General features: G+C 50.1%; 12 protein-coding genes and 1 pseudogene. 3 read left to right on the top strand and 10 right to left on the bottom strand.

Annotation, left to right across the window (positions count from 1 at the left end; translation table 11 throughout):
- Window positions 1-36: 36 nt before the first annotated feature.
- Window positions 37-306: a hypothetical protein gene (locus tag AWM70_RS06680; protein WP_068694900.1), complete on the bottom strand. Its 270-nt coding sequence runs from the start codon at window positions 304-306 to the stop codon at window positions 37-39.
- Window positions 303-3020 carry an ATP-binding protein gene (locus tag AWM70_RS06675; RefSeq protein WP_169823410.1) on the bottom strand — a complete coding sequence of 906 codons (2718 nt, stop codon included), beginning with the start codon at window positions 3018-3020 and terminating at the stop codon, window positions 303-305. Before AWM70_RS06675 ends, AWM70_RS06680 begins: the two co-directional genes overlap by 4 nt.
- A gap of 213 nt (window positions 3021-3233) precedes the next feature.
- Between AWM70_RS06675 and AWM70_RS06670 the strand changes: the two genes are divergently transcribed.
- Both AWM70_RS06670 and AWM70_RS06665 read left to right on the top strand, forming a co-directional pair.
- Window positions 3234-3782, top strand: coding sequence for a PadR family transcriptional regulator (locus AWM70_RS06670; RefSeq protein ID WP_068694898.1), 549 nt, complete (start codon window positions 3234-3236; stop codon window positions 3780-3782).
- Window positions 3783-3851: 69 nt separating this feature from the next.
- Window positions 3852-5084, top strand: a complete 1233-nt coding sequence (locus AWM70_RS06665; RefSeq protein WP_068694897.1) for an aminopeptidase — start codon at window positions 3852-3854, stop codon at window positions 5082-5084.
- A gap of 108 nt (window positions 5085-5192) precedes the next feature.
- Here the strand turns inward: AWM70_RS06665 and AWM70_RS06660 are convergent, their stop codons facing one another.
- Window positions 5193-6431 carry an MFS transporter gene (locus tag AWM70_RS06660; protein WP_068700428.1) on the bottom strand — a complete coding sequence of 413 codons (1239 nt, stop codon included), beginning with the start codon at window positions 6429-6431 and terminating at the stop codon, window positions 5193-5195.
- A 139-nt stretch (window positions 6432-6570) separates the two neighbouring features.
- On the opposite strand from AWM70_RS06660, the gene AWM70_RS06655 reads away from it, so the two are divergent.
- Window positions 6571-7158: a TraR/DksA C4-type zinc finger protein gene (locus tag AWM70_RS06655; RefSeq protein WP_068694896.1), complete on the top strand. Its 588-nt coding sequence runs from the start codon at window positions 6571-6573 to the stop codon at window positions 7156-7158.
- Window positions 7159-7298: 140 nt separating this feature from the next.
- Here the strand turns inward: AWM70_RS06655 and AWM70_RS06650 are convergent, their stop codons facing one another.
- The 7 genes and pseudogenes from AWM70_RS06650 to AWM70_RS06620 form a co-directional block, all read right to left on the bottom strand.
- Entirely contained in the window at window positions 7299-8264 is a 966-nt protein-coding gene (locus tag AWM70_RS06650) for an ABC transporter ATP-binding protein (protein ID WP_068694895.1), read from the bottom strand.
- Entirely contained in the window at window positions 8257-9246 is a 990-nt protein-coding gene (locus AWM70_RS06645) for an ABC transporter ATP-binding protein (RefSeq protein ID WP_068694894.1), read from the bottom strand. Before AWM70_RS06645 ends, AWM70_RS06650 begins: the two co-directional genes overlap by 8 nt.
- Window positions 9247-9260: 14 nt before the next feature.
- On the bottom strand, window positions 9261-10184 hold the full coding sequence (opp4C, locus tag AWM70_RS06640) for an oligopeptide ABC transporter permease (RefSeq protein ID WP_068694893.1): 924 nt from the start codon (window positions 10182-10184) through the stop codon (window positions 9261-9263).
- 14 nt (window positions 10185-10198) lie between these two features.
- The gene (locus tag AWM70_RS06635; RefSeq protein WP_068700426.1) at window positions 10199-11152 is read right to left on the bottom strand and encodes an ABC transporter permease; all 954 of its coding nucleotides are present in this window, start codon (window positions 11150-11152) and stop codon (window positions 10199-10201) included.
- A gap of 66 nt (window positions 11153-11218) precedes the next feature.
- Window positions 11219-12958, bottom strand: coding sequence for an ABC transporter substrate-binding protein (locus AWM70_RS06630; RefSeq protein ID WP_068694892.1), 1740 nt, complete (start codon window positions 12956-12958; stop codon window positions 11219-11221).
- 290 nt (window positions 12959-13248) lie between these two features.
- Window positions 13249-14163, bottom strand: a complete 915-nt coding sequence (locus tag AWM70_RS06625; protein WP_068694891.1) for a winged helix-turn-helix domain-containing protein — start codon at window positions 14161-14163, stop codon at window positions 13249-13251.
- 153 nt (window positions 14164-14316) lie between these two features.
- Window positions 14317-15637: pseudogene (locus AWM70_RS06620) on the bottom strand (hemolysin family protein).
- Window positions 15638-15727 lie beyond the last annotated feature (90 nt).

Genomic DNA, 15727 nt, shown 5'->3' with positions numbered 1-15727 from the left:
CCCAGTCCTCAAACAAGGCCCAGGCAACACTGCCGGTTACAGCTCGGGATTGGAATCCAGGGCGGCATCCAGCAGGTTGTCGAAAGCCTCATCGCTTTCTTCAATAAACGCATCAACCGCAAGGAGCTTCTCTTCCTCTCCGGGCTCTGCATGGAAGTGAAGACTATAATCCCAGTCGGTCCCTTTTTTGCTATGGAACGTTATTTCATAGGGCTGGGTGTGGCCTTCAACTTCAAATACGGTTTTACCCAGGAACACCCCTTCCGAATCTTTGTTCATTTCAGCTTCCTTAATCATTATGTTCATTTGTTCTCCAACTCCTTCGTTTCATCGTTTGTCTGCGAATTATTTTTCTCCAACCAGAACTGCATAATACCTAATACGTAATGAATATCAAGCGGTTTGCTTACATAATCGGAAGCCCCGGCAGCCAGACATTTCTCGCGGTCTTCTTTCATTGCTTTCGCCGTCAAAGCAATAATCGGCAGCTCCGTGAAGCCCAGGGTCGACCGGATTTCCCGGATCGCCTGATACCCATCCATCTCCGGCATCATAATATCCATAAGCACCAGGTCCACCTGCTCCCCGGATACAAGGTCCAGGCTTTCGTAACCGTTCTGGGCAATAAGGACCTTCATCTGCAGCTTCTCCAGAAAGCTGGTCAGCGCATATACGTTTCGGATATCGTCATCTACAATGAGCACGGTTTTATTCTTGAAAAGTTCGGTTTGCACAGCATCCGGGTGCAGCTCGGATGCCGATTCGCCGTTCTCCTCAACAGCAGCGGCCGCCTGCGCCTCCTGCAAGGATTCATAAGGCTTGGACAAGCTGGCCTGGCTCCGCTTGATCAGGTCGTCTGCCCCTTCTTCGTTCAGCGGCAAATAGAAAGTAAACGTGCTGCCGATGCCGGGCTGGCTTTCGAGAAGGAGAGCGCCGCCGAGCAGCTTGGCCAGCTGCAGGGAAATAGACAGGCCTAAGCCTGTCCCGCCATAACGCCGGGAGGTGCTGCCTTCCGCCTGACGGAAAGCTTCAAAGATGGACTCTTGCTTATCCTCCGGAATCCCGATTCCCGTGTCGCGAACAACAAAAGCGAGCAGATCTACAGGAGGCGCAATTTGCGGAACGTGCGTGCCGTCCCTCCGTTCAATAGTGAACGAAACCTCTCCTTCATCCGTAAATTTAAAAGCATTGGACAACAGGTTCTTTAGTATTTGCTGAACCCGCAAGGAATCGGTGTGGACGAATTCCGGTACATTCTCAGCCAAATGGACAGAGAAGGCCAGGTTCTTCTGCTTGGCCGTGTTCTCAAACTGCACCTGCATCGATTCGGCTATTTCCTTGACTGAAACATCCAGCATCTCCAGGTCCATCTGCCCGGCTTCCACCTTGGACAGATCCAAAATATCGTTAATCAACAAGAGCAGATCCTGCCCGGAGGAATGAATGACTGAAGCATAATTTTGCTCCCCCTTCGAAAGATTGCCGCCTTGATTCTCGGCTAGGATCTGGGACAAGATCAGCATGCTGTTCAGTGGTGTTCGAAGCTCATGCGACATATTGGCCAGAAATTCCGATTTGAAATTGGAGCTGGTCTCCAGTTCTTTGGCAAACTTCTCAAGCTCTCTGGCCGAATACTCCGCCACTGTCTTCTGCGATTCCAAACGCTCGTTCAAATTCTGCAGTTCTTCGGCCTGCATCGTTAATTCTTCGGTTTGGGTCTGAAGCTCTTCCGCCTGGGACTGCAGCTCTTCTGTCTGCACCTGAAGCTCTTCGTTGACAGCCTGGGATTCCTTGTACAGATAATCAAGCTCAAGCCGGGTAGTTGTAGCATGAATGGAGGCCCCGACCGTGTTCAGCAGTTCGCTTAGAAATTGCTGTTGGTCCGCTGTCAGCTCCTCCATCGTTCCATACTCCAGCACAGCTATGATCTGATCTTCAAACGTGACCGGCACAGCAGCCAGATGCACGGGCACCACCGTCCCAAACCCCGATTGGATGTTAAGAATATCCGAAGGAACATGATCGACCTGAACCCGGCTTCTGCTTAATGCACATTGTCCGACAAGACCCTCACCAAATTGAAACTCGGACGTCTGTTCCTTCGTAAGATTATAAGAAGCTGTCCGGACAAGACGACTTTCGTCTTTTGATGTGAGATACAAAGCCGCGGCCGGCAGCCCGAGCAGTTCTGCCAGCTTCTGCAGAAGCACTTGGCCGAGTTCCTCGGCGGACGATTTATTTTGCAGACTTAATGCCATCTCCTTCAATTGCTCTTTCTGCCAGTTCTCCTGCTCTATCCTGCTTAACAGCTCATTGGTGGTCTGGGCCAGAGCCTGAATTTCATCTTTGGTTCGAACCTTGATCCGGCTTGACAAATTGCCGCCGGTACTGATCTGGCGGATCGCCCGCGTAACCTGTGTAATAATCTTAACAATATTACTAGAGATCGTAATCGCCGTAATAAGCGCAATTGCCGTTACTGCCAGCCAAAGCAGGAAAATATAGCCGATCAGCTTCCGGTTCCCCGTCTCAAGCGTTTCTACACGCTGCTGGGTCGCATTTCTTTCATAGGTGCGAAAATCCTCGAAGTCCTGGCGAATCTGATCGATGATCGGTTTGCCTGGATCGTTCTTGAAGAACTTGTCCAGTTCAGCCTGGTTGTAGCTTCGTTTATATTCGATAGATACGTCTCCTGCCGTTTCAATCCAGGTAGAGATGGACTGATCAATTTTGGCCAGGCGCTCGCTTTGACGGGAATCGCCCACAATCAGCTCGCTTAACTTTCCCGAGGCTTCCTTCCAGGAAGTATGAGCATTATTATATGGCTCAAGATAGGATTCAACGCCGGTAAGAATATAACCTCTCTGGGCCGTTTCCATATCCAGCACCAGCTTCTCGATAATGTGGGTCTCATTCTGCACCTCTATATCATGATTGCTGATATAAGCCGTCTCTGTCTGCAGATCGTCCAGCCTTGAGGCAACCGCCAGCAGGAGGACGCCGAGGAAAACAATGATCAAGATGAAACCGAGTAGTATTTTGCCGCGAATATTCCATACTTTCTGTCGCAAACCCGGGACAACCTCTCTGAAATGAATTTTTATTGAAAAAGCTTATTTATCTCACATAAAAGGAGATTTGTGTGGTAATTTTAAGATATGTCTCGCTTTATACTATCATTTTTTGTACAAGCAGGCATTTGTTTTTACTAAAAGAAAGGGAGTTTTTCTTTCATGAATGGTCTTAGTTATGCTCTGCTCGCCATGTTGGTTAGAAAGCCCTGCTCAGGTTATGAACTCGCCAAAATGATGGAAGTGTTCTGGCAGGCCAAGCATAGTCAAATTTACCCGCTTCTGGCTAAACTTGAAGAACAGGCTTTGTTGACATCTGAAAACGTGGAACAAACCGGAAAACCCAACAAAAAAATCTACCATATTACCGATTCAGGACGGCAAACTTTGAAGAACTGGACGTCCAAATCTCCGGCTCTGCCTGTTGCGCGGGATGAATTTCTGATTAAGGCTTACGCTCTTTCCTTATCCGAGCTTTCAACAGCTAAACGCCTGTTTCATGATCGAATCGCTTACTACCAAACAACCAGTGAAACCCGTAAGGCCAAAATCGCAAGTATTATTGAAGAGTCCGGCGGTAGAGTCCCCGAATTCGGAGAGCTTCAGTTTGGGCGTTATATTGTTCATAATCGCAAGCTCAAAATGGAAGAGGAAGAAATCAAGTGGTGCAATTGGGTGCTCAGCCTTCTGGACCCGGCCGATACGAATTAATTTTGGAATCTATATACATTTCCTGTACAATAGGAAGGGTAGTTATTTGGTGAATGGAGGACAAACGACATGTCAGATTTTTTGCAGAAATTAGAGAAATACGCCGAACTCGCCGTAAAGGTTGGCGTTAACGTTCAGCCTGGCCAAACGCTAGTCGTAAATGCTGCGATTGACTCCGCGGAGCTGGTCCGCCTGATCGTCAAGAAAGCTTATGAAAGAGGCGCGCGCCTCGTGAAAGTCAACTGGAACGACGACACCGTTACCCGCCTGAGATACGATATGGCCGCTGATGAATCCTTCCTGGATGAGCCTAAGTGGTACGCGGGAGAAATGCTGGAACTCGTAGAGAATGGCGCAGCCGTTCTGCATGTCATTTCTTCCGATCCGGACCTGCTTAAAGGCGTTAGTCATGAACGGATTACCAACCTGCAGAAAGTAACCGGCAAAGCGATGAGCAAATACCGCCAGTATCAGCAGGCTGACAAGTTCAGCTGGTCCATCGTAGCGGTTCCTTCTAAAGCATGGGCCGCCAAGGTGTTCCCGGACGTACCGGAATCCGAGCAGATCGATAAATTGTGGGATGCGATTTTCCATACCACCCGCATTGATCGCGAAGATACCTTCGAAGCTTGGGACAACCATATCCGGACGCTCAATGAGAAATCCGATTACTTAAACGAGAAGAAATTCAAAAAGCTGCACTACATAGCGCCAGGGACCGATTTGACCATTGAACTGCCGGAAGGGCATCTATGGGTTGCGGCTGACAGCATCAATCAGAACGGCCACACCTTCCTGGCTAACCTGCCCACGGAAGAGGTCTTTACAGCACCGCTCAAAACCGGTGTTAACGGTAAAGTGTCCAGCACAAAGCCGCTCAGCTACAGCGGCAACATCATTGACGAATTTACGATTACCTTCGAGAATGGACGGATTACGGACGTATCCGCCAAACAAGGCGAAGAGGTGCTTAAGCAGCTCGTTTCCCTGGATGAAGGCGCACATTATCTCGGCGAAGTGGCGCTTGTGCCTCACAATTCTCCGATTTCCGAATCCAACATTCTGTTCTATAACACTTTGTTTGACGAAAATGCTTCCAACCACTTGGCCATCGGCAGCGCTTATGCCTTTAACCTGAAAGGCGGCAAGGAAATGACCCAGGAGCAGCTGGAGCAAAGCGGCTTGAACACCAGCATTACCCATGTGGACTTTATGGTCGGCTCCGGTGAAATGGATATTTTCGGCGTCACTGAAGACGGCACAGAAATTCAAATCTTCAAGCAAGGCAGCTGGGCGATTTAATCGTTCATATTCCCTGCCCTGCTCGCAAATAAACAAGCGGACCTCTTCTTGCGAAGAGGTCCACTTGTTTTGTTGTTCCGTTTATGGTTCAGCCTTCTATCTGATCGGTTATCGAGCCGCTTCAAGGCTTTGTTGATGGCGCCGGACCCTCTCGGCACCGGCAATGATCAAGCCGAGCGCCAGCAGCAGCGCCAATACACCAGCCAGGAGCCAGCCTGTTGGCGCCGCTCCAAGGTGGTCCATGCTGCGGCCAAGCAGAAGCGGCAGCACGGCTCCGCCTATGCCGCCCGCCGCAATCAGCAGGCTTGGGGTGGTCTCTTCACTGCCCGGCAGCAAAGTTGTAGCATAAACCAAGGCGATCGAGAACACCCCCGACAGAAACAGCCCGACGAACAGGACAGCCAGCAGAAACATTAGAAAATGATCCACCAGATTAAACAAACTCAGAAACAGCAAAGAGAAAAAAAGTCCGAAAATGATGTACTTCGCAAAACCAATCTTCTGAGCCAATACTCCGGCATACATTCTTCCGACCGACATAGCCAGCCAGAATACCGTTACGCCGTAAGCCGCCGTCGCTTCCGCAGCACCGCTTCGTTCAACCAGCATCGACGGCAGAAAGTTAACAAATCCCATTTCGATTCCAACATAAATAAAGAAAAATAAAATAAACACAGCCAGCAGCATACCGTGGGCCCTCGTATAATGCCGGGTCCACCTCTCCGGCTTGGGCTTGGGCAGATGCTGGCTCAGTTGCTCTGTGTCTCCGGCGAAGCGGACTGGACGTTCCTTCATCACCTGATCCAATTCACCAAATCGGGTTCGCATCCAGGTGATCAGCATGACGGCCGCAAATAACGAAATCACGAGAAAACCATAACGCCAGGCTCCCGAGCGGATTAGCCAGCCCGATAATAACGGCATCAGCAGGGCACCAACGCCAAAAGCCACCTCAATCCGGCTCATGGCCATAGCCGCCTTCTCTTTAGCCGCAGCAATCATCAGCGTGCCGATCACCGCTTCGATCATTCCGAAACCAAACCCTGCAAACGCCCCGATGACATACATTAGCTTCCAAGACGGAAGCAGCGTATACAGCAGCTCAGCTGCGCCCAGAACGCTCAAAGCCACTAGCAGTCCCGTCCTCTTCCCCAGCTTTGAAATCAGCCAAGGAGAGATCAGCACTCCCACCAGGAACCCGGCAAACTGGGCGAAGATCAACGTTCCTCCCGCACTGTAATCCTGGTCATAATGCTCCAGCAGCACCGGCATAATCGAGCCGATAATGACATGGGCCAGGCCGATCAGCAAATAAGACCATCCGCTGATCCAGATCAACCTTTTCATCTGAAAATCTCCCTCTTCTGCAAATGTTTGAAAACGCAAACAAAACCGCTCCCCTCATTGTAGCTGAAATGAGGATTTGCGTCACCCTCCCCTTGTTCCGGGTAAATAACAGATGACCTTATTCGGAGGAGGAACCGACATGAAGCACTTAACCCCATCCCAGCTGGATAAGCTGAAGCATATATTGCTAGAAATGAAAGAGGATTTGGAGAATCATTTCAAAGAAGATGGAGGGCCTGGGCTCGATGAATCGCTCAGAATGTCAACAGGCGATTTAAGTACGGCTGATAACCATCCGGCGGATGAAGGAACAGAAACCTTTGAGCGAAGCCGTGATCTGGCAGTGGACGAGAACCTCCAGCAGCAGCTGGATCAGGTCAATGAAGCGCTGCAGCGAATGGAAACCGGCGAATACGGCATCGATGTAACGACCGGGGAACCGATTCCGTACGAGCGTCTGGAAGCCCTGCCTTACACGACCTATTCGGTTGAAAATTCGCCGCAGCAGCAGGTTCCCGACACTCGGCCTATCGAAGAAGAAGTCATGACTTTGCCGCCCACCGGAGCCGGTGAACACCGCCAGCAAAATGCCGGACGGTTCGATGACGCCAGCGCCTGGAAAACCGTGGAGAGCTATGGCAATTCCGATTCGCCTGCCATGTCCGCCAAACGAAACGTGGACAGCTATGAGGATATGGCTTCGGATACTACCCCGGATGAGGATTAGCAGCTTGGCCGAATAGATTCTATAGCTCCGTAAATGCACAACTGCAAAATAAACGCGCCCAGAAAGGGGCGCGTTTATTGCTTCATCATCTATTTGAATTTTATTTATTTCAAATCAACCTTTTCATTATCGTTAGCCGATTAGACCAAATGACAAGCTACAAAATGGTCACTGCCCATATTCCGGAATTCCGGAACCTCGGATTTGCAGCGCTCGACGGCAAATGGACAACGGGTATGGAACTTGCAGCCGGAAGGCGGATTAACAGGGCTTGGAATATCCCCCTTCAGTACGATCCGCTCTCGCTTCAGCTTCGGAATCGGAACCGGTACCGCCGAGAGAAGCGCTTTGGTGTAAGGGTGCAGCGGGTTCTTGAACAACTCATCCCGCGAGCCCGTTTCCATCATCGTGCCAAGATACATCACCCCGATGCGGGTGCAAAGATGTTCGACTACGCTGAGATCATGGGAAATAAACAAATAAGTCAAGCCGCGGTCGTCCTGAAGCTTTCGGAACAGGTTGATGATCTGGGCCTGAATGGATACATCCAGTGCCGACACCGGCTCATCTGCGATAATCAGATCCGGATTCAGAATTAAAGCCCGGGCGATGCCGATCCGCTGACGCTGCCCGCCGGAGAACTCATGCGGGAACCGGTCGATATGATAGGATGAAAGCCCGCACAGTCCCAGCACTTCCTTCACCCGGTCCCGGACTTCGTTCTTAGGAGCAAGCCCATGATCCAGCAGGGCCTCCCCGATGGCATCGCCGACACGTACGCGGGGATTCAAGGAACTGTACGGATCTTGGAAAATCAGCTGCATCTGCGGTCTGATCTTCCGCAAATTTTCGCCGGACAGGCCGTAAATGTCCTGTCCTTTAAACAAAATATCGCCGCTTGTCTTCTCGGTCAGCCGTACGATGCTTTTGCCGACGGTGCTTTTGCCGCTGCCGGACTCGCCTACCAGGCCGAACGTTTCCCCCCGGCCGATGGACAAGCTGATGTCATCCACCGCTTTAACATTGGCAACCGTCCTGTTCAGCAGCCCTTGCTTGATCGGAAAATATTTCTTCAGATGTTTGATTTCGAGTAAGGGTTCAGACATGAGTGACGGCCTCCTCTTCATATAGCCAGCAGGCCACTTTCTGCTCGTTGCCAATCTCTTTCAGGCGCGGCTGCCGCACCCGGCAAATATCCATGCAGTGCTCACAGCGGTCATGGAAATAGCAGGATTCACTCAATTCGAGCGGATTCGGAACCTGTCCGGGAATAGAATAAAGCTCATCCTGGCGCTGATTCAGAACCGGCTTCGATTTCAGCAAGCCTTGTGTGTAAGGGTGCTTCGGATTCTCGAACAGCTCCACCACTTCCCCCTGCTCCACCACCTGACCGGCATACATAACTACGACGTAATCGGCCATTTCCGCCACAACACCCAAATCGTGTGTGATCAGCAAAATGGACATATCGGACTCTTCGCGCAGCTTGCGCATCATTTCCAGAATCTGTGCTTGGATCGTAACGTCAAGCGCGGTCGTCGGTTCGTCTGCAATCAGCAGCTTTGGATGACAGGAAATCGCAATCGCAATCATCACCCGCTGCAGCATGCCGCCGCTCAGCTCATGCGGATAGGCGTCCACAATTTGCTCGGCACGCGAAATGCCTACTTCTTTGATTAATTCAATGGCGCGCTCGCGGGCTTCCTTTTTCCCCATCTTCAAATGCTCGCGCAGCGGCTCCATAATCTGCTGACCGATTGTCAGAACCGGATTCAGCGACGACATCGGCTCTTGAAAGATCATCGCAATTTCTTTGCCGCGAATGACGCGTTTCTCGTTCTTGGTTAAGGTGAGCAGGTTCTGATCTTCCAGCTTGATCTGACCGCTGACGACACGTCCGGCCGGCTCCTTGATGAGGCCCATTACGGACATGGCGGTAATGCTTTTGCCGCTGCCGGACTCGCCGACGATGCAGACGATTTCGCCTTTGCGAACCTGGAAGCTGACATCGTCAACCGCCTTGACCGTGCCCCCATCTGTGAAAAAGTGTGTGCTCAAATGCTCTATATCCAGCAAAGTTTTATTCATGACGAACTTGCCACCTACCTTTTGTGGTTGGGATCGAGAACATCCCGCAGGCCGTCGCCAAACAAATTAATGGCGATAACCGTTGCAAAAATACACAAACCCGGCGGTACCCAAAGCCAAGGTCTCATTTGGAAATCGATCAGGTTGTTGCTGTCCTGAATCATATTCCCCCAAGTAGGCGTAGGCGCCGTAACGCCGACACCAAAATAACTCAGCACCGATTCCAGCAGAATCGAGCTGCCGATATTCAAAGTAGCGATAACAATGATGAGCGGAGCCAGGTTCGGCAGCAGATGCTTAAACAATTTGCGGCGGTCCCGCAGTCCAAGCACTACTGTTGCCTGCATATATTCCCTTTCGCGAAGACTGAGCAGCTGGCCGCGGATCATGCGGGCCAGTCCCGGCCAGCCGACCACGCTCAGCATCAGCATCACGACGTACATCCGGTAATCCGTCGGCACGTTCCAGCTCGACAGCATGGAGCCCGCAATAAGCAAGAGCGGAAGACTTGGAATCGTGAGCAGCAGATCAGCAATCCGCATGATAACTTGGTCGGCCACTCCGCGGTAGAAGCCGGCGAGCGTTCCGAGAAGAGTACCGATAAATACAGACAGCACCATCGCGGCAAATCCGACGGTAAGCGAGATTCTACCGGCCATAAGCACCCGCAGCAGCACGTCCCGGCCAAGCTTATCCGTTCCTAGCCAGTGCTGCGCATTAGGCCCTTTCCCCATGATTCGCAAATTAATCTGATTATCGGTATACGGGGAAAATAAAGGCCCTACAAAGCAGGCAAGAAACATAATAACAACAATAACTAAGCCGGCTACGGCCAGTTTATTTTTCCGAAGCTGTTTGAACGATTGTTTCCATAACGAGGTTTTGACCGGAGGCGCCTGGGTTCCTCCGGCGGCCAATTTGCCGCTAACCGATGACATGTATGACTACCTCCTTATAATTTCACGCGCGGGTCGGCTATTTTGTACAACAGATCCGACAACAGGGTTCCGATCACCGTCAAAATCGCGATCAGCATCGTAAATCCCATCAGCAGCGGATAATCGCGGGTGGAGAAAGACGACATGTACAATTGGCCGATTCCGGGCCAGTTGAAGATTTTTTCAATGATCAGGGATCCCCCGAACAGTCCCGGAAGCTCGAAACCGATCAGCGTAATGGCCGGGAGCAGCGCATTGCGCAGGGCATGCACGAACAGCACCTTGCGTTCTTTCAGCCCTTTGGCCCGCGCTGTCCGGATGTAATCCTGCTGAATAACATCAATCATATTGCTTCGGAAGTAACGGGTCAGAGAACCCAGCCCCAGAAGCGTCATAACGATAACCGGAAGCGTCATATGATGAATGACCTCCGAGACATAAGCCATCCCGGTCGCATTGCTGCCTGTCGTGATCATGCCGCCCGGCGGCAGCCATTTCAGGTCTACCGCAAGCATCTTGATCAGCAGCAGCCCGATAAAGAACGATGGCAAGGACATACAAGCGAAGATCAGCACCATGATCAGGGAATCAAACCAGGAATACAGCTTGTAAGCAGCGACCACCCCGATAACAACCGCAATAAACCAGGTGAAGAAGGTTGACACGACTGCAAGCAGGAACGAATTCCAGATGTAATCGTTAAACAAGGTAAGCACGGGTCTTTGCTGAGCCAGGGAATATCCAAAATCGCCGTGGAAGGCGTTTTTCATCCAGATCAAGTACCGCTCCAGCACCGGTTTGTTCAGACCGTAAATTTCTCTAAGCTCTGCTTTGCGTTCAGGACTGAGCTTCATGTTGCCGCTGATGAAATCACCGGGCGTAAAAGCATAAAGGCAAAAGATGAGCAGCGAGGCCGCAAGCAAAATCAATATCATATACGTAATACGTTTCGTAAGATAACTACTCATGATCGGCTCCTTATGATAAGGCATCCCCCACACCAGAAGCAGGCGCAGGGGATGTCCGCATATTGATTATTTCAGAGTCCAATTGTTTACGTTAGGAGAAAGTCCAAGGACCGGATCCATCTTGAAGTTCTCGATACGTCCGTTGTAAGCGTAAACCTGTTTCTTATAGTTCGTGAAAATAACCGGAAGCTCGTCGTTCAACAGTTTATACAGTTCGGCGTAAATCGTCTTGCGTTCCTCAATATCGCTGGTCGCCAAAGCTTTGTTATAAAGCTCTTTCACCTGCGGGTTGTCATACCCCTTCAGCTCGCCGTCCACAAATTGGGCGACGCCGTCGGAAGGATCGTTCAGCAGCGAAGTCGAGAATGCAGCCAGATCGTAATCCCCGCCTTCTACTTTAGCTACCATCGCGTTAAAGTCAGCGAAAACTTCCGGCTGGAAGTCAATGCCGATCGCTTTAAAATTCTCGGTTGCCAGCGAAATGAAGATATCATTCTGCGCGTTCTTGAAGCCAAGGAAATGCACCGTCAGCTTCTTGCCGTCTTTCTCGCGGATACCGTCAGAGCCTACTGTCCAGCCGGCTTCATCCAGCAGCTGGTTGGCTTTGTCAGGATCGTATTTGTAAGGGTTGATGCCGTCTTCCGTGTAAGACCAGGAAATAGCGGCCGCCGGAATGTTAGCTACAGAGCCTGCCCCCTGGTTGGCGTCCACATAAATACTTTGACGGTCAAGACCGTAAGCGATCGCCTGACGGACTTTCTTATCACTCATTTGCGAATGCTCCAGGTTGACCTGAAGATAACCGTAGTTGCTTGGTGTATAAGTTGCCAGATTGACAAAACCCATGCTTTTCAGCTTGTCGATATTCTCCTGGGTAGCGCTGAAGGAAGCATAATCCACTTCGCCGGTTTCAAGGTACTGCCAGGTGTCCCCATCGGATGTCTTATAAATGAAGTGTTCGGTTTTAGGTTTGCCCGCAAAATAATTTTCGTTGGCCGCCATCCGCACCTCTTGACCCGGAATAAATTTCTCCAATTTATAAGGGCCTGTGCCGAGCGGTTTCGTAGACAGGTCTTTCATATAATTCAGGTTGCCGAATTTGTAATCCTTGCCGTAATAGGCTTTGGACAGCACATCCGAACCCAGCAGCTCCAGTGCAGTGGCATTTGGCTTCTCAAGCATAACCGAAATAGTCTGCGGATCCATCACCTTGATCCCGGAGATTGTTGTTGCCTTCCCAGCTTTGTAATCGGCTGCTCCTTTGATGCCGATCGAAGGAATCAGCGAGTCCCCGTCATAAGAAGGATCGTTCAGGATGGTCCAGGTAAAAGCTACATCGTCAGCCGTAAGCGGCGAACCGTCGCTGAATTTCAGATCCTTGCGAAGGTGGTAGGTGTAAGTCAACTGATCTTCGGATACCTCCCATTTTTCAGCAAGACCGGCTTTAGGCAAGCCTTTTTCGTCCTGGGTAACCAGCGGGGTATAAAGCAAGGAAGAAACGTTGCCGTCATAACCGCTTTGCTGGAAATAAGGCGTAAACGATCCGCTTGGATCCGTAAGTCCTACAATAATCGTATCGGTGCGGTTCTGGGCAAGCTGCGGCAGTTTGGACATATCGCTGGCTTGAATGGACAAGTCATCCTGAACGCCAGCCGTGTTGGAAGACGAATTGCTTCCGCTATTGCTTGCAGCTGTGTTGGAACCGGAATTTGCAGTACTGGAAGCATTGTTATTGCTAGAGCATGCCGACAGCAGGAGTGAACCGGCAAGCAGTAAGGAAGCTAACAAAATCGTACTTTTTCTCATATCTCTCTACCCCTCGTATTCAATTTATCTAGGCCTACAGCACAGAGAAGTTCTCTATGTAGTATATAAATAGAATTCCGATTAATTCAGTGTGCTTTTGGCTTGCTGAACCCTATTATAAGTAAGTCGTACGGTTCTGTAAAGAGAGAACTTTTACGCTTTTCTTCTTCCACAGAATCAGCAAGCAGATAATGCCAGTCTACGTAAGGCCCACTGCAAAATCAGCAGCTCATCAACCTAAAAAGTCCGCTCCTTCATGGAAGGAACGGACTAAAACAACAGGCCAAAAATTAATGGGTGATAAAGTTCACCAGTTTATCCTGCATCTGCTCAAGCCCCTTCATTCGGGTACTGTAGCCGGTCAAGTTCTCGCCCTGAAAATGAGCGTAAATCAACCCGGCGCTTCGCAGCTTGGATATATGATCATGCGTAATGCCTTTGGATAATTTCAATTCGCGGACAATTTCAATAAACGGCTTGGGACCGTCCTGCAGATAACGGAGAATCTTCAAACGGCTCTTCTCTGCAAGGCTGCGGAGGACCCGATAATCATGCATCGACATAAAATCCTCGTCACTGAGGTCAATGCGGGAAGAATAATGACAGAACAGGACAGAGCCAAAATGGTAGATCAGATTGACAGGCTGAAAATGATATTGGGGGACCAGCAGCAGTGTATCCGCCCCTCCTGTCGAATCAAATACAAAACCACCCGTGGTATCGTCGATAAACTCTGCTTTGTTCATTTTCTTTTTTTCGGCCGTCCGATCCGCCAGATGCTGCTTTAAGGCTTCATGGACGGCCGGACTACATGATTCAAAATATTGACGATTCCATTCGGTAAATACCTTAATCATTTGGGATTGAAAGTTCCCCATATGCTCCGGGAACTGGCCCACATAGGGAGCAAACCATTCATACAGGTTGCCGGGCGTCATCCCTTCCAGCCAGGCGATCACTTCCTCCGGAGTTTCGGCATGCTTGGACATGACGATCAGCAGATAAGCAAGCTTCCAATCGGCATTGATCTCCATCTCGTCCAGCATGGCGGCGAACTCAGGCGTAATCCGCCGCTTGATCTCCTCGGCCCAATGGGGAGTGAGGTCGATTTTCCGGTGGGATTTCCGGCAAATATAGCTATGTAAGCTGCTTATAAATTCAAATTTCAGTTTAAACTGCAGATCTACATTCAGCACTTCGTTCACAGCTTCACACTCCTCTCAATTCCCTTTATTATACTAAAGTCCTCATAGAAATCTCTACATATAGGCCAAAAGGCATGAAAAAGCGCGGCCAGCCGCCGCGCCCTTTCACCTTCTCTTTCTTAACTGCTATTCAACCTGCCTGCTTCTATTTCATCAAGCGCCCGCTTCCTCAAGCGGAATAAACTGCTGTTTGAGCAGTCTGACGCGCGAAATTCTCTTGTTGTCCGTCTCCTCAACCGTAAACAGGTAGCCGCCAAATTCAGCGCTCTGCCCTACCTTCGGCGGGAGAACCTCGATGCGTGCATACAGCCAGCCGCCAATCGTATCATAGTCCTCTGAATCCATCTCCAGATTGAACCGGTCGTTGATTGAATCAATCAGCATCAGACCGTCAACCGAATAAACGTCTTCTTCGATTTGCTCAATACCCGGACGTTCCTCGTCAAACTCATCCTGAATTTCGCCTACGATTTGCTCCATGATGTCTTCCAGCGTAACCAGTCCCGATGTTCCGCCATATTCATCTATCAGGATTGCGATTTGCGTTTTGCTTTTCTGCATGCGTTTCATTAAATCGCTGATGGAAATCGATTCAGGCACTGCCAGTATGGGACGAAGCAGCTCCCTGAGATCGCTGCAATCCGAACGGATCATATCCTTGATATGGATAAAACCGATAATATGGTCTTTGTCCGTATCACACAGAGGATAACGCGTCCGCATGCCGCCCACAGCGATATCGATGTTTTCCTGCAGCGAATTGTTCACGTATAAACAGATCATTTCCGTACGTGGGATCATAATCTCCCGCGCCGTTGTTGCCGCGAAATCAAAAATGTTGTCCACCAGCTTCATTTCAGCGCTGTCAATCAAACCGCTTTCGCTGCTTTCCTTCATCATAATCCGGATTTCTTCCTCGGTATGCAAATAATCCTGCTCGCTGGCGGGTTTAATATGAAGCAAGCCCAGAAGCCAATTGGCAAGACCATTAACGATCCAAATAAATGGATACATGATTCGGTAAAAAATTTTCATCGGCTTCGCCGACAGCAAAGTAACTTCCTCTGCCTTGCGCACCGCGATTGTCTTGGGTGCAAGCTCGCCGAGCACAATGTGCAGGACGGCAATAAAGAGAAACGCAATAACAAACGAAATTCCGTACGTCCAGCCCTGCTTCCAGCCGAACGTTTCAAACAAAGGCTGCAGGAAGGACGCCACCACCGGCTGCCCGACCCAGCCAAGCCCAAGCGAGGCGAGCGTAATCCCCAGCTGACAGGCCGACAAGTAACCATCCAGATGGTTAATGATGCTTCTGGCCGCAGCCGCATTTTTTTCTTCCTTCTTCAACAAGCGTATCGATCCGGCCGCCGCGAATCTTGACGATCGCATATTCCGCCGATACAAAAAAACCGTTTAAAATCACCAATAATAAAATCAATACCAAATGTAAAAGACTCGGTAAAGGGTCACTCAATCCTTAATCCTACTCCCGCATCTGCAGGCGGTGAGTAGGAGCACCTCCTTCGCGGATTAAAATATGGATCATAAGCAAGCAACGGAATCG

Origin of the sequence: Paenibacillus yonginensis (assembly GCF_001685395.1) — a bacterium.
Lineage (GTDB): Bacteria > Bacillota > Bacilli > Paenibacillales > Paenibacillaceae > Fontibacillus > Fontibacillus yonginensis.
This window is presented reverse-complemented; position numbering and strand designations above follow the sequence as displayed.

Bases quoted from the DNA above. Each gene is read 5' to 3' on its own strand.
- opp4C (WP_068694893.1), bottom strand. From the start codon at position 10,184: ATGTCATCGGTTAGCGGCAAATTGGCCGCCGGAGGAACCCAGGCGCCT.
- AWM70_RS06630 (WP_068694892.1), bottom strand. From the start codon at position 12,958: ATGAGAAAAAGTACGATTTTGTTAGCTTCCTTACTGCTTGCCGGTTCA.
- AWM70_RS06665 (WP_068694897.1), top strand. From the start codon at position 3,852: ATGTCAGATTTTTTGCAGAAATTAGAGAAATACGCCGAACTCGCCGTA.
- AWM70_RS06645 (WP_068694894.1), bottom strand. From the start codon at position 9,246: ATGAATAAAACTTTGCTGGATATAGAGCATTTGAGCACACACTTTTTC.
- AWM70_RS06635 (WP_068700426.1), bottom strand. From the start codon at position 11,152: ATGAGTAGTTATCTTACGAAACGTATTACGTATATGATATTGATTTTG.
- AWM70_RS06655 (WP_068694896.1), top strand. From the start codon at position 6,571: ATGAAGCACTTAACCCCATCCCAGCTGGATAAGCTGAAGCATATATTG.
- AWM70_RS06670 (WP_068694898.1), top strand. From the start codon at position 3,234: ATGAATGGTCTTAGTTATGCTCTGCTCGCCATGTTGGTTAGAAAGCCC.
- AWM70_RS06650 (WP_068694895.1), bottom strand. From the start codon at position 8,264: ATGTCTGAACCCTTACTCGAAATCAAACATCTGAAGAAATATTTTCCG.
- AWM70_RS06680 (WP_068694900.1), bottom strand. From the start codon at position 306: ATGAACATAATGATTAAGGAAGCTGAAATGAACAAAGATTCGGAAGGG.
- AWM70_RS06660 (WP_068700428.1), bottom strand. From the start codon at position 6,431: ATGAAAAGGTTGATCTGGATCAGCGGATGGTCTTATTTGCTGATCGGC.